This is a genomic window from Limnohabitans sp. 2KL-1 (assembly GCF_003063435.1).
Lineage (GTDB): Bacteria > Pseudomonadota > Gammaproteobacteria > Burkholderiales > Burkholderiaceae_C > Limnohabitans_A.
Genome location: NZ_NESL01000001.1, coordinates 17,892 through 31,659 on the forward strand (window position 1 = coordinate 17,892; position 13,768 = coordinate 31,659).

At 59.7% G+C, this 13,768-nt stretch carries 10 protein-coding genes; 1 reads left to right on the forward strand and 9 read right to left on the reverse strand.

Going from position 1 to position 13,768, the window contains the following annotated elements; genetic code table 11:
• Position 1 precedes the first annotated feature (1 nt).
• The 7 genes from B9Z47_RS00105 to B9Z47_RS00135 all read right to left on the reverse strand — a co-directional run bounded on the left by B9Z47_RS00105 (position 2) and on the right by B9Z47_RS00135 (position 8,573).
• Entirely contained in the window at positions 2-823 is an 822-nt protein-coding gene (locus B9Z47_RS00105) for an amidohydrolase (protein WP_108329249.1), read from the reverse strand.
• A gap of 28 nt (positions 824-851) precedes the next feature.
• Positions 852-1,196 carry a YkvA family protein gene (locus B9Z47_RS00110; RefSeq protein ID WP_108329250.1) on the reverse strand — a complete coding sequence of 115 codons (345 nt, stop codon included), beginning with the start codon at positions 1,194-1,196 and terminating at the stop codon, positions 852-854.
• A 97-nt stretch (positions 1,197-1,293) separates the two neighbouring features.
• Positions 1,294-4,332, reverse strand: a complete 3,039-nt coding sequence (locus tag B9Z47_RS00115) for a SwmB domain-containing protein (RefSeq protein ID WP_108329251.1) — start codon at positions 4,330-4,332, stop codon at positions 1,294-1,296.
• Positions 4,333-4,341: 9 nt separating this feature from the next.
• A complete protein-coding gene (locus B9Z47_RS00120; protein ID WP_158271588.1) occupies positions 4,342-5,256 on the reverse strand; it encodes a peptidylprolyl isomerase in 915 nt (304 codons plus the stop codon).
• Between the two features lie 164 nt (positions 5,257-5,420).
• Positions 5,421-7,529 (reverse strand): acetoacetate--CoA ligase, encoded by a 2,109-nt coding sequence (locus B9Z47_RS00125; protein WP_108329992.1) that lies wholly within the window; start codon positions 7,527-7,529, stop codon positions 5,421-5,423.
• Positions 7,530-7,613: 84 nt separating this feature from the next.
• Positions 7,614-7,976, reverse strand: a complete 363-nt coding sequence (locus tag B9Z47_RS00130; RefSeq protein WP_108329253.1) for a hypothetical protein — start codon at positions 7,974-7,976, stop codon at positions 7,614-7,616.
• A 30-nt stretch (positions 7,977-8,006) separates the two neighbouring features.
• Positions 8,007-8,573 (reverse strand): cob(I)yrinic acid a,c-diamide adenosyltransferase, encoded by a 567-nt coding sequence (locus tag B9Z47_RS00135; protein ID WP_108329254.1) that lies wholly within the window; start codon positions 8,571-8,573, stop codon positions 8,007-8,009.
• A gap of 234 nt (positions 8,574-8,807) precedes the next feature.
• Here B9Z47_RS00135 and B9Z47_RS00140 point away from each other — a divergent pair, with 234 nt between their 5' ends.
• On the forward strand, positions 8,808-10,235 hold the full coding sequence (locus B9Z47_RS00140; RefSeq protein ID WP_108329993.1) for an FAD-binding oxidoreductase: 1,428 nt from the start codon (positions 8,808-8,810) through the stop codon (positions 10,233-10,235).
• A 20-nt stretch (positions 10,236-10,255) separates the two neighbouring features.
• Here the strand turns inward: B9Z47_RS00140 and B9Z47_RS00145 are convergent, their stop codons facing one another.
• On the reverse strand, positions 10,256-12,022 hold the full coding sequence (locus B9Z47_RS00145; RefSeq protein WP_108329255.1) for an ATP-binding protein: 1,767 nt from the start codon (positions 12,020-12,022) through the stop codon (positions 10,256-10,258).
• On the reverse strand, positions 12,019-13,731 hold the full coding sequence (locus tag B9Z47_RS00150) for a hybrid sensor histidine kinase/response regulator (RefSeq protein ID WP_158271589.1): 1,713 nt from the start codon (positions 13,729-13,731) through the stop codon (positions 12,019-12,021). The genes B9Z47_RS00145 and B9Z47_RS00150 overlap by 4 nt, the downstream gene beginning before the upstream one ends.
• Positions 13,732-13,768: the final 37 nt, after the last annotated feature.

The window sequence follows — 13,768 nt, forward strand, 5'->3', positions numbered from 1 at the left end:
CTCAAAATCCGAAGTGTTTTTTGGGCGCGTCCCACAGCATGACCTGACGGTCCTCTGCCGAAAACTGCTCTTCAAAGACTTTGAGCATGGGGCCGTAGTCCAACCGGTAAGGGGCTTTGATGTACGGCCAGTCCGAGGCCCAGACGCATTGGTGCACGCCAAAGTGCTGCACCAGCGCATCGGTGTAAGGCCGCACATCGGAGAACGGGAACCCGGCCTGTGAGAACTTGGCATAGCCCGAAACCTTGACCACCGCACGGCCTTCGCGGCCCAGTGCCAACAGGGTCTGAAAACCCGCTTGCTGCACACCAGCGTCTTGCAGGGGCCGGCCGCAGTGGTCGAACATCATCTTGCCGTTCACGCGTTCGAGCATGGGCAAAAAGTCGAGCAGCAGGTCTTTTTCAACCTGGAACTGCGCCCACAGGTCCAGCTCTTTGAGACGCCACAACAGCGGCTCGATGTCCGCGTAATGGGCAAAGCCGTGCAGCGAAGGGTTGAAGGCGATACCGATCACACCCCGCGCCTTCAGGTCGGCCAACGTGTCCAGCGAACAATCGTTGGGCACCACCGCGATGCCCTTGAAGCGACCTTGCCCCAGTTCGATCGCATCAAGCAGGCAGCGGTTGTCGGTGCCATAGCCTGAATTGGGCCCCACCAACAGGGCGTGTTGCACCCCATGGCAGGCCATCACCTCGGAAAAATACCGGGCGTCGCCCATCTCTTGCCCGGCTGGGCGATAGGCCACATCCGGCGCATACGCAAAGCGCAGCGGGTCCAGCACATGGCAGTGCGAGTCGATCTTGGGGATGTCAAACAGGTGCATGGGTTCAGCGCCTTACGTGTCGGCCCCTTTAGCCAAACCAGGTCTGCAATTTCGCCCGGGCCTGCTGCTTCACGTCGTCGGTCACGTACATGGCCACCGTCAGCACCGCCGAGACCAGCACGCCCAGATCGTCGGAATAGCCCAGCACCGGGGTGATGTCGGGCACGGCGTCGATGGGCGAGATGAAATAGGTCAGCGCCCCGTAGATCACGGTTTTGGCCCACAGCGGGGTGTCGGGCCGCTGGGCGGCGTAGTACAGGCAAAGGGCTTTTTCCACCACGTCTTTGCCCGCGCTCAGGGCAAAATTCTTGAGCTTGGTCCAGAGGTGTTCTTCTTGGAACTCCGGTTTTTCAAGCAGCGGGTCTGTGTGCATGGGATAGAGGATAAGGGGACAGCGACCCCCTATTTTGCGACGAACGGCAGGCGCTGCGCGCAAGCCGCCAGCTTGAGCCCTTCACATTCAGATCCGGTCAGGACACATGCAGTTGCGCATCGGCCAAGAGTTGGTCCAGCAAGTTGCCCATGCTGTAGGTGGTGGCCGCATTGTTGACCACCAGGGTGTTGCTGCTATTGACGGTGATGTTGTCAAACAGCACCGATTCAGTGGGCGCAAAAGTGCTGCCGCCATCGTGGTCAATATGGAGCACCAGCTTGCCCGCGTCGTCTTTGTTCAGCTGTAAAAACTGGCCACGGTTGGCGCTCGTATAGCCCACTAACAAATGTCCCAACTCCAGGACGTCGGCCTCACTGGCACCTTGCAGGCCGCCGGTGCCGCTCTTGAGGCCGAAGTCCTTGATCGTGGTTTGCGGCACCGGAGTGCCTGTTGCGGTGGTTTGGGGCCACGCGTAAACGTCGACGCCGCCAGCACCGGTCAGCACATCCGCGCCTGCTGACAACACAAAATAATCCGATGCTGCCGTGCCGTTCAAGGTATCGACGCTGGCCGTGCCCCAGCGGACCGTGGCCACAGGCGTTGCGCTGAAACTGCCCACAGCCAATCCCGAACTGTCCTGCAAGGCGTTGCCGGCAGGAGCGGTGTAGCTGACGGTCACGGGCACAGCGCTGGTGCTGCTGGTCAAAGGCGTGAGCAGGTCCAGCGTGACATCGTTGCCACTGACACGCACGGCACTCACGCTGTTGGCCGTGCCATTGGACGTCACGGAAAATGCCGCCGCCGCAGGGCTGCCGGTCAGGCTGCTGTCGAAATGGAGCACCAATTGGTTGAGCTGACCGGTGGCGTTCATGGCCAGCGATTTGGTCAGCAACGCGGCCGTTACTTTGTTGGCCACCGCCAGGGGTTGTGGCGTGCCCAGAGTGAGCACATCGTTGCCGGCAAGGTCTTGCAAAGCCGCATTGCTGCTGGCAATGTTGTCGGCATCGGCCGTGTAGCTCATGCTCACGGTTTCGCCTTTGAGCAAAGGCGTGCTCAAACTCAGGTTGACTGCACTGCCACTCACGCTGACGCCACTGACCGTGTGCAGCCCCGACTGGCTGCCCAACACCTGGAACGTGGTGGCGGCGGGCATGTGGGTGCTGAGCAAGGCCTCATTGAAATTCATCACCAGCACGTTGCCCGCCGCACCGGTGTTCGCACTGAGCAGTGTGGCACGGGTGGTGTCCACCTTTTGAGCCGTGACACTGGCCATGTCGTTGCCCGCCAGATCCTGCACGGCGGCGTTGGTCGCGTTGCGGTCGGCCGCTGGTGCGGCATAACTCCAGCTGGCGTCTTCGCCCGAGACCACCGCGTTGGTCAGACTCAGTTCGATGGTTTTGCCAACCACCTTCAGCGCCGTGACCGCATTGGCTTTGCCTGCTGAAGTCACTGAAAAAGCAGTGGCCGGCGCGGTGGCTGCTGTCGTGAGGTCTTCAGAGTACGTCAGCACCAGGGTTTTGCTGTCCTTGAAACTGCCAGCGGCCACCGTGGGGAGGGCGGTGTCCACCGCGTTGCTCACTCCCCGTGTGGCAAAACTGCCGGCGTCATTGCCCGCAACATCCTGCAACACCGCCGTGCCTGTGGCGGGTGCTGCATAGCCGACCTGAATACCGGCAGTGGAAGACGTGACCGGCTCGGCCAGCACCAACACCACACTGCTGCCCGACACACGCACAGCGGAAACCGCCAGGCTCCGAATGCGGCCACCTTCTGCCGTCTGCACGGTGTAGGCCGATGCCAGGGAAGTGCTCACGGCATCCATGGCTTCGGACCAAGTCAAGCTGATCTCGTTGCCCAGGGCATTGATGGTGGCCGAACTCAAGGTGGGGGCGGTGTTGTCAAACACATGGTTGCTGATGACCAGTGGCGTCACGATGGCCGCCATATCGTTGCCAACCGCGTCCTGCAAGGCGACATTCGTCTGACTCACATCAGGCACCGGCGCGGTGTAGGCCACGGTGAACAAGTTGGCGTTGCTGCTGGCGTTGGTGAGTTTGTTTTGCAACGTCAACCGCACCTGCGTGCCCACCACGCTGACCGCCGTGACCGGGTTGAGGACGCCATCGTGGGTCACGGTAAACGCCGTGGCGGGCGGCAAGCCGCTGTCGCGCAAAGTCTCAGAGGCATTGAGCACAAGCACCGTGGCATCGGCCGTGGTGTAAGCCTGACCCGACAACACAGTGGGTGCCGTGGTGTCATTGACGGTCACGCTCTGGGCACTGAAGCTCGCCGCGTGGTTGCCTGCGGCGTCGCGTATGGCCAAGGTCAAATCCAGCGTGCCGGCTGCGGGTGCGGCCGCTGCGGTGTAGCTGACCTGCGCAGTCTTGAGGCCCGTGATGGGGCTGGCCAGGTTCAACACCACGCTTTTGCCGTCCGTGCCACGGACCACGTTGCTGACGGCAACAGCCACGCCATCAGACGTGACAGAAAACGCACCAGCAGCTGGCATGGTGGCGGAAGCGCCAAGCAGCTCGTCATAAGTCAAGACAATGGTTTTGCCATCTGCACTGGTGGCCGCTGTTTGCAAAACAGGTGCACGGGTGTCGCTGCTGGCGCTGCCCGTTCCGCTGACGTTGCCGCCTCCTGCCAGACCGTACAACATCATCCCGCCCGAACTCAAGGCCGCACCCAAAGGCATGCCGCCCACCATGTCGTTCATGAAGTCGGGCATCCGTGATCCCGCAGCGCTGGGCTCGGATGTCGGACCGACTGCAGCAGAGCCGCCTCCGGAAGCTTGCCCCCTCAACTCAGGTGCTGTTTGGCTTTCGCGGGTTTGCACTGGGCCTTGACCTGCAGTGGCCGGGCTCTGGGCGAGTTGGACATCGGCCGACTCCGGGGCCTGACTGACCAACTCGTCTTCACCGGTGAACCAGCGTCTGAGCCGGGACTTGAAACTGGCCTTGGCCGATGGCTCGGCCAGCGGCGCAGGTGCCGCCACCGCACCGGGCAGCGCGGCCCGGGTTTTCAGGGCACCACCCACTTTAGGCAACTGCGCAGGCTGCACGGCGAATGCGGCATCTGTGCGGGGCACAGCAACAAATGGGCTGGCCGGGGCGGAAGGAGACACGGTCGTCATAAAGGGGGGTTATTGGATTTGGTAAGCCCATTGCAGGGCCAAAGGTGTGACAGGCTGGCTGTTTTCACCCGCAAGAATGGTGCTGCTTTTGACGACCACTTTGGCCATCGTGGCAAGGGTTGTGGTTTGACCAAAAATCACCCGGCCAAACACGGCATAGCCACCGTTCGTGGTGTTCAGGCTGGTGTTGTTGACCAAGTTGATGAAAAACTCGGTCGATGCCGAATCGAGCGCAGTGCTGCGCGCCATGGCCACGGTGTATTGCGTGTTCGACAAACCGGTCGTGGCCACAGGTTCCAGCGCGATGCTCGCGTAAGTGGGCGACTTTTTGACGTAGTTCGTGCCATTGAACACAAAACCGCCGCCCTGCACCACAAAGTTGGATGACACACGGTGCACATGGGTGCCGTTGTAAAAACCTTCGTTGACGTAACGCAGGAAATTCTTCACGGTGCCTGGTGCTTGGGTGTTTTCCAGCGCCATGACCAATTCACCGCTGTCGGTGATCAAGCAAGCGGTGGGCAAGCTGCTGGCGGTGGATGCGGCGTAGGCTTCGGCACTGCAGGTCTTGCCTGGCAAGCTCAACGCTTTGTGCAGCGACACCACGCCAGCACTGGTTTTGGCCCAAAGCCGCACGGATGTGGCTTGGGTGGCGCTGCCCGTGGTGGCCACTTCTTGCGTGGTCTGACTGACAAAGCAGCTATCCCCTGCGGTGGGCGTATTGGCATCGGTGCGGACACAGTAGCTGGTGGTATCGGTGCCGGGGTTGATGACCAGTCGGGCTTTGTTGCCTGTCAACAACTGCGCGTCCAGACCCGCCAGCTTGACCACGGGCGCTGGGGGGGTGACCTGGGGCGTGTCAGCCGAGCCCCCACCGCAGCCGGACATCAAACCCAATCCAAGGCCGCAAACGCCAAGGGCCATGCTTTTTTTCAGATGCTTCATCATGAGGACTACCACCCACTGGTCAAAATGGGTCATTATAAAAACATAGTCCTCAAAAATAATTAATTTTGATATTTTTAGATGCTACAACCCCAAATAATTCCACCAGATTCATTAAAAACATTCAAATTTGTTTTGTATTTTCAATTGGCAACCCTGCGCGCCTGCGCCAGCGCCACATACCAGTCCAGACACCCCGGATTGGCCATAGCGTCTTTGTTGACCACCTTTTCCAGCGGCTGGCCCAACATCAGTTTCTTGATCGGCAGCTCCTGCTTTTTGCCAGACAGGGTGCGCGGGATCTCGGCCACCTGAAAGATCTCGTTCGGGATGAAACGCGGGCTGAGCGCCACCTTGATGGCGTTGTTGAGCTTGGCTTTGAGCGCGTCGTCCAACACCGTGCCCGGGCGCAGCACCACAAAGAGCGGCATGTAGCTTTCTTTGCCCAGGTACTCCAGGTCCACCACCATTGAGTCCATGACTTCGGGCAAGGCTTCAACGGCGCTGTACAGCTCGCTGGTGCCCATGCGCAGGCCGTAGCGGTTGATGGTGGCGTCGCTGCGGCCAAAGATCACGCAGCCTTCGCCCTCGCCCTTTGTTTCCGAATTCCCGCTGCCGATGCGCAGCCAGTCACCATGCCGCCACACACCGCCCATGCTGGCCGGGCCGTCGCCGCCACCCGGCTTGCGGCCATGGCCTGCGGGGTACATCTCGAAATAACTGGCGAGGTAACGGGCATTGTTCTGGTCGCCCCAAAAGTACAGCGGCATGGACGGGATGGGCTGGGTGCACACCAACTCGCCCACCTCGCCCAGCACGGGCTCGCCCGCTTCGTTCCAGGCCTCGACGGCGCAGCCCAGTTCGCGGCACTGCATCACGCCGGGCTCTTGCGGCAGCTCGCGGTGGCCACCCACAAAGGCGCCCGCAAAGTCGGTGCCGCCCGAAATGTTGCACCACCAAATGTCGGTGCCGATGGCTTTGAACTGCGCGGTGCCCCAACTTTGGGTTTCGGCCGACAAGGGTGAACCGGTGGTGCCCAAAGCACGCACCCGCGACAAATCGCCGCAACGCGAAATGTCCAAACCGGCTTTTTGGCAATTGGCAAAATAGGCCGCGCCTGCACCAAAAAACGTGACTTTTTCATGCGCCGCCATGCGCCACAAAATGCCCCAGTCCGGGTTGTCTTTGCTGCCGCCGGGGTTGCCGTCGTAGATCACGCAAGTCACGCCATTGAGCAGGCCTGCGACTTGCGCATTCCACATCACCCAGCCGGTGGAGCTGTACCAGTGAAAGCGCTCGCCCCAGCTGTTGGGCTGGTAGCTGCAGCCAATGTCGTTGTGCAAAATCTTGTTGGCCAAGGCCACGATCACGGTGCCGCCGTGGCCGTGCACGATGGGCTTGGGCAGGCCGGTGGTGCCACTCGAATAAACGATCCACAGCGGGTGGTCAAACGGCAGCCACATCGGCTCGAAGGCCTGCACCTGGGCATCGTCACGCGCGGTGATGGCCGACATTTGCGCGCTGGCCCCCACATCGCAATTGGTCAGATCCAGGGTGCCCAGGTTGTCGTGCACGATGACGTGCTGCACGCTGGGCAGCGCATCACGCAGCTCCTGAACCACACCCATGCGGTCAAAGTCGCGCCCGCCGTAGCTCACGCCGTCCACCGCGATCAGCACCTTGGGCTCGATCTGCTTGAAGCGGTCGAGCACGGCGTGGGTGCCCATGTCGGGCGCGCAAATGCTCCACACACCGCCCACGCTGGCGGTGGCCAAAAACGCCACCATCGCCTCGGGGATGTTGGGCAGATAGGCCGCCACCCTGTCCCCCGGCTGCACGCCTTGGGCCTGCAGGTGCAGCGCCATGGCGGCGACCTGGCGGCGCAGTTCAGGCCAGGTCATTTCGCGGCGCAGGCCTTTCTCGTTGTGGCTGATGACCGCCAAAAACCCCGCCTCGTGCGCGGGCTGCACATGCCGCAAAACTTGGTGCGCGTAATTGGTCTGGGCACCGGGGAACCACTTGGCGCCCGGCATGACGTTGTCGGCCAGCACCGCGGTGTGCGGCGTGGGCGACTGGAAATCGAAGTAATCCCAAATGCTTTGCCAAAACGCGTCCAGCTCGGTGACGGACCAGCGCCAGAGGTCGTTGTAAGTGGCAAAGCTCAGGCCACGTTCATCGCGCAGCCAGTTTTGGTAGAGCCGAATTTGGGGCAGATGGGGGGCAGCGTCTGTGGGTCGTGTCGCGGTGTTCATGGGATGCAGCGTAGCAGCGGCCATGCAACCATGTCACGCGCATCAACCCTGAAATGTGCACCTAGGTGACAGGCATATCGGCGCTCAACCGGGCACCACTTCGCAGCGGCCCTGGCCTGTGGCGTGCCCCCGAAAATCACTTTGCCACTGCCGCCCCACCAGATCGATCTGGATGCGCTCGTTGTCCACCGCCGTCATCACGCCCTGGGGCACCAGCGAAAAACCATAAGGCTCCACACCGTCGATGCGCAAACGGCGAATGGCTTTTCGGTCCCAGTCGATGCGCACCTCGCGCACCCAGGTGCTGCGCTGCGGCAGGTAGGCCACGGTGCAGGTCAACACCACCGAAGACGGTGCGGCCATGGCGACATGGCCCAGCGCGACCAGACACAAGACACCCCATCGCGCGATGCGCTTGGCCACGGGTTGAATGACTTCTTTCAGCATCTCACCGAATACGAGCCTGTTCGAGGCACTTCAGGCCGCCGGGTCTTTGTTCATGCGCTGGCTTTTCCAGTACACATCGTCTCCGCCGTTCATGCGGTTGAGCACACGGGCCAGCACAAACATCAGGTCCGACAGGCGGTTGAGGTATTGGCGCGGGGTTTCGTTGATGGCCTCTTCATTGCCCAGGGCCACGCAAGCGCGTTCGGCGCGGCGGGCCACGGTGCGACACACATGCGCTTGCGACGCGCCACGGGTACCGGCGGGCAAAATGAACTCTTCGAGCTTGGGCAGCTGCGCGTTGTATTTTTCAAGCGCTGCGTCGAGGGCCGCCACGGCTTCTTCCTTGAGCAGCTCAAAGCCAGGAATCGACAGCTCGCCGCCCAGATTGAACAGCTGGTGTTGCACCTCCACCAGCACCTCGCGCACGTCAGCGGCCATGTCTTCACACAGCAGCACGCCAATGTGCGAGTTGAGTTCATCGACCTCGCCCATCGCATGCACGCGCAAGCTGTTTTTGGACACGCGCTGGTTGTTGCCCAGGCCGGTGGTGCCGTTGTCGCCGGTGCGGGTGGCGATTTGTGTGAGTCGGTTGCCCATGAAAATGTCCTCTTTTTTGTGAGTTGCTGCGTGTGGGTGTTGCGCGGGTGAACCATGCCCAAATCATCTTGGATCACCACCATCGCCCTCAGACGTGCGGCCTGTGCAACGCACATTGATTGTCAGCCAACTGGCTGCAACTTGTCTGACAGCGGACAGCAAGACCAGGATTTGCGACGTAAACTGCGTTTTCGCATGCTTGGCGGGCCTGGCTCGCCTCCACTGGAGACACCGATGAACGCCCCCACCCCCGCCGCCCACCTGGCCCCCGAAATAGCCCAACGCGAAGTGCCCGAAGCCTTTTTGGCGACGCTGAAAGCCCGCTTTGGCGGCAACTGCTCCACCGCGCTGGTGGTGCGTGAGCAACATGGCCGCGACGAGTCGGCCTTCACCCATGTGCCGCCGCCCGCCGCCGTGGTGTTTGCCGAATGTACGCAAGACGTGTCCGATGCAGTGAAGCTGTGTGCAGAGTACAAAGTGCCCGTGATTCCGTTTGGCGTGGGCTCATCGCTCGAAGGCCATTTGCTGGCCGTGCAAGGCGGCATCAGCATTGACTTGATGCGCATGAACAAGGTGCTGGCCATCAACGCCGAAGACCTCACGGTGACGGTGCAGCCGGGCGTAACCCGCAAGCAGCTCAATGAAGAGATCAAGTCAACCGGCTTGTTCTTCCCGATCGACCCGGGTGCCGACGCGACCATCGGCGGCATGAGCGCCACCCGCGCCAGCGGCACCAACGCCGTGCGCTACGGCACCATGCGCGAAAACGTGTTGGCCATGGAAGTGGTCACCTCTTCAGGCGACATCATCCGCACCGGCACCCGCGCCAAAAAGTCGAGCGCGGGTTACGACCTGACGCGCCTGATGGTGGGCAGCGAAGGCACACTGGGTGTGATCACCGAAGTCACCGTGCGCCTGTATCCCTTGCCCGAAGCCATCTCGGCCGCCATTTGCTCATTCCCCAGCATCGAGGCGGCGGTGCACACCGTGATCCAGACCATCCAGCTGGGCGTACCGATCGCCCGCGTGGAGCTGATCGACCACAACACCGTGCGCATGGTCAATGCCTACGCCAAACTGGGCCTGCGCGAAGAGCCCATGCTGCTCATGGAGTTTCACGGCTCGCCTGCAGGCGTCAAAGAACAGGCCGAAACGGTGCAAGAAATCGCCAGTGAGTTTGGCGGCAACGCCTTTGAATGGGCTGTCACCCCCGAAGAACGCACCCGCCTGTGGACCGCACGGCACAACGCCTACTTTGCGGCCATCCAGAGCAAGCCTGGCTGCCGCGCCATCAGCACCGACACTTGCGTGCCCATCAGCCGCCTGGCCGATTGCTTGCTCGACTCGATCACCGAAACCGATGCCAGCGGCCTGCCTTACTTTTTGGTGGGCCATGTGGGGGACGGCAACTTCCACTTTGGTTATTTGATCGACCCGAACAACCCCCAAGAGTGCGAAACCGCCGAAGCTTTAAATCAGCAACTGGTCAGCCGCGCCCTGCGCTTGGGGGGCACCTGCACCGGCGAGCACGGCATTGGCCTGCACAAGATGGACTTCTTGCGCACCGAAACCGGCGAAGGCGCAGTGGACATGATGCGCACCATCAAGCGGGCGCTGGACCCGCACAACATCATGAACCCGGGGAAAATTTTCTCGATGTAAATGGCGGAAACACCAGGGTCTTACCGCCGGTTCAGGATCAGTGCTTCTATCTGGGTGCACAGCTGCACCGGGTCAAACGGTTTAAGCAAGACATCATTCAGGCCTGCCGCCTTGAAGCGTTCCAGGTCTTGCGGATTGACGTTGGCGGTCAGTCCCAGCACCGGGACATCCCGCATGGCGCCATCGAGTTCGCTTCGAATGAACGCGGTTGTCTCGATGCCGTCCATCTGCGGCATCACCATGTCCATCAGCACCAAGTCAAAGTCTTGCTTTTTGAGCTGTTCAATCGCTTTTTGGCCATCTTCAGCGCCCACCACCAGGCTCTTGGGCCATGCATTTTGCAGCACCTTGGTGAGCAACAACCGGTTCACGGGGTGGTCATCGGCCACCAAAAACCGCAGGGCTTGATCACTGATCACCCCGGGCTTGACCACTTGGTTGACCGCCGCTTGTGGCGGCGCATCTTGTGCCTGCAGAGGCAAAGTGAACCAGAATGTCGAGCCTTGGCCCAGGGTACTTTCGAATCCAATGTGCCCGCCCATCAGTTCCACAAGCCGACGTGTGATGGAAAGGCCCAAGCCGGTTCCTCCGTAGCGGGTCTGAATTTCTTCACCGGCCTGTGCAAAGCGTTGAAATATGCGCGGCTTCTGTTCTTCGGGAATGCCGATGCCGCTGTCACGCACGGAAAACTTGACCCCACCCGCCACATTCTCGACACACAAGCGCACCTGCCCTTGGTGTGTGAATTTGATGGCGTTGCCCAACAGATTCACCAAGATTTGCATCAACCTGTGTTTGTCAGACCTGACCCATTTCGGCAAGTCGGGGTCCATGTCCAGGTGATAGGTCAGGCTCATGCTTTGCTCTCGCGGACTGAACAGGCCAAACGCGTTATGCACCGTGTCGTGCAACGCGAATGTTTCATTTTCAATTTTGATCTTGCCCGCTTGCAACTGTGAATAATCCAGCACGTCGTTGATGACGGTCATCAAGTGTTCGGCCGACTGCCGTGTGTGGTTCAGGATTTTGTACCCGGTCGAGCCTCCAGTCACCCGATTCATGAGCATGGTGTTGAAGCCCAAAATGGCATTCATCGGCGTGCGCATTTCATGGCTTACATTGGCAATGAACTGCTCACGCAAAGCGGACGCCCGCAACAATTCCTCCCGCTTTTGTTCCAGCTCAGCTCGGCGCTCCAAACGCTCGCGATACGCTTTTCGATACAAGATGTCGTACAAAATCACCACCGCGATGGTCAACAGCATCGCCACCGTATTGGTGCTGAATGACGACTTGATTTGTGCCAAACCCACCGTTGGCTCGGGGGGCATCCAACCGACCCATGTGATCACAGACATGGCCACCATCGCGGCGAGTACGCCCACCAACCAGCGCAAGCCAGCATGCCGTCCGATCACATAAAAGGGCACCAAAGGGATGACGGTGAACCACGCCAGTCGCGGTGAAAAAATGCCCCCTGACACCCACGCGGCATAACTGACCTGAACCAATGCGGTTGTCACGCCAATGTGCACAGCCCAATGCAAGGGCATACCCCAGCTGTAAGCCACCAGCAAAATCATCATCACCGTGGCGAACCCCATGGGCACGGGTACACCGTTGGAATAAGGCGTGACAAAGGACACAAAGACCATCGTGGCAATCAACAACAATCCCATGATGAAAACATAAGGCATCCGCCCTTGCCTGAATCGCAGGGGCATGTGCATCGCCCACTTCATGACCATGTCATCCAGCTGTCCGGATCGGTTCAGTTGTTGGTTCATGCCAGGTCCTTGCGGTGCTGGTTCAAGATCTTGGAAATTTGGACAACCATCTGCCGTTCATCCAATGGCTTGCTCATGACGTCGTTCATGCCGGCATCCAGACAACGCGCTCGGTCTGCGGGGTTGGTACTGGCCGTGAGGCCCAAAACCGGCAAATCACACAACGGTTCGGGGTATGTTTGCCGCAATGTTTGTGTGGCCTGCAAGCCATCCACATCGGGCATCACCATGTCCATCAACACCAGATCAAACACATGGGTCTTGATCAGCTCAAGCGCTTGCGCGCCTCCTTGGGCATCGGTGATGTCTGCATTCTTGAAGATTTTTTTCAGCATCAGGCGAGCCACCATCAAATTCACGGCGTTGTCATCGACCAGCAACACCTTCATCTGACGGCTCAAAAGATCTGACATTCGTTTCTGATCAAACACGGGGTTGGCCTGCGGTGACAAGCTCAGCGGCAACTCGAACCAGAAGGTCGTGCCCTGCCCCTGCACACTGTGGACCCCGATTTGGCCCCCTTGCAAGCTGACCAATCGCTCACAGATTGACAAGCCCAAGCCTGTGCCGCCGTATTGACGGTTGGTTTGCATGTCGGCAAATTCAAAACGGTCGAACACTTGCTGCTGGCGGTCCGCAGGAATACCGATTCCTGTATCTTCTATCTCGAATCGCACCGCCGAGCCCACACTTTTGAGACGAACTTCAACATGCCCATGGGCGGTGAATTTGACCGCATTGTCCAGCAGGTTTTTCAAAATTTGCGTCAGCCTTGATTTGTCGGCATCGACCCAAAGTGGGTCGGGCCCTTCAATGTCCAGACGCATCGGCAATGATTTTTCAGCCGCCTTGTTGGCATAAATCGCTACCACCTCCCGAACGGTTTCGATCAATTCAAATGACTCCACTTGCAAGGCCAGCTGGCCTGCTTGCAATTGCGAAAAGTCCAGGATGTCATTGACCACTTGCAGCAATTGCTCTGTAGAACGACGGATCAGATCAACCACGGCCACATCCTCTTTCGAGCCGGACAATTCTGTTCGCAAAATGCCGTTGAGCCCCAATATGGCGTTCATCGGCGTGCGCAACTCGTGGCCCACCGAAGCGATGAATTCTTCTTTGTGTGCTTGTGCTTGCATCAAGGCCTGGTGTGTCTTTTCCAATGCCTGATTGCTGTGGTCCAAGCCCATGGTTTGTTGTCGGTGCATGTAGTCGGCCATGTAGACCACCCCCAATGCCACGCACACGACCGCCGCTTTATTGAAAAGTGTCCAGACCACAAGATCCTTGTCCATGATCTTGTAGCTGTCAAACACACCACGTCGGGTCATTTCGTACATGAACAGATTGACCGCTACCGCGATGATGGCCCACATCAAGGCGTCCCGGCGACTGAGCAACATGATGGAGGGCAGCGTCACCACGGTGATCCAGACCATGGCTGTGGCATTGATGCCGCCTGCCGTGGCCGACATCGCCACAATGTGCGCCAAAGCCACGGCAAAGCCCCAATGAGCGGCCCCCCTGTGTGAGCCGCCTTGTTGCAAAAACAGCCACAGCAAGATGTAACCGAGACAACCGGCCAAATGAATTCTGTGGTCGTATTCTGTTTGTTCCAGGAAGAAAAAAATCACCGACAACAAGACCTGCACCAGCATGCTGGTTTTGAGAAACCAGCGCCGCCTCTCCAGCGTGGTCTCTGCATTCATGCCATTCATCCAGGGCCACGTTTCGGTTTTGGCGATC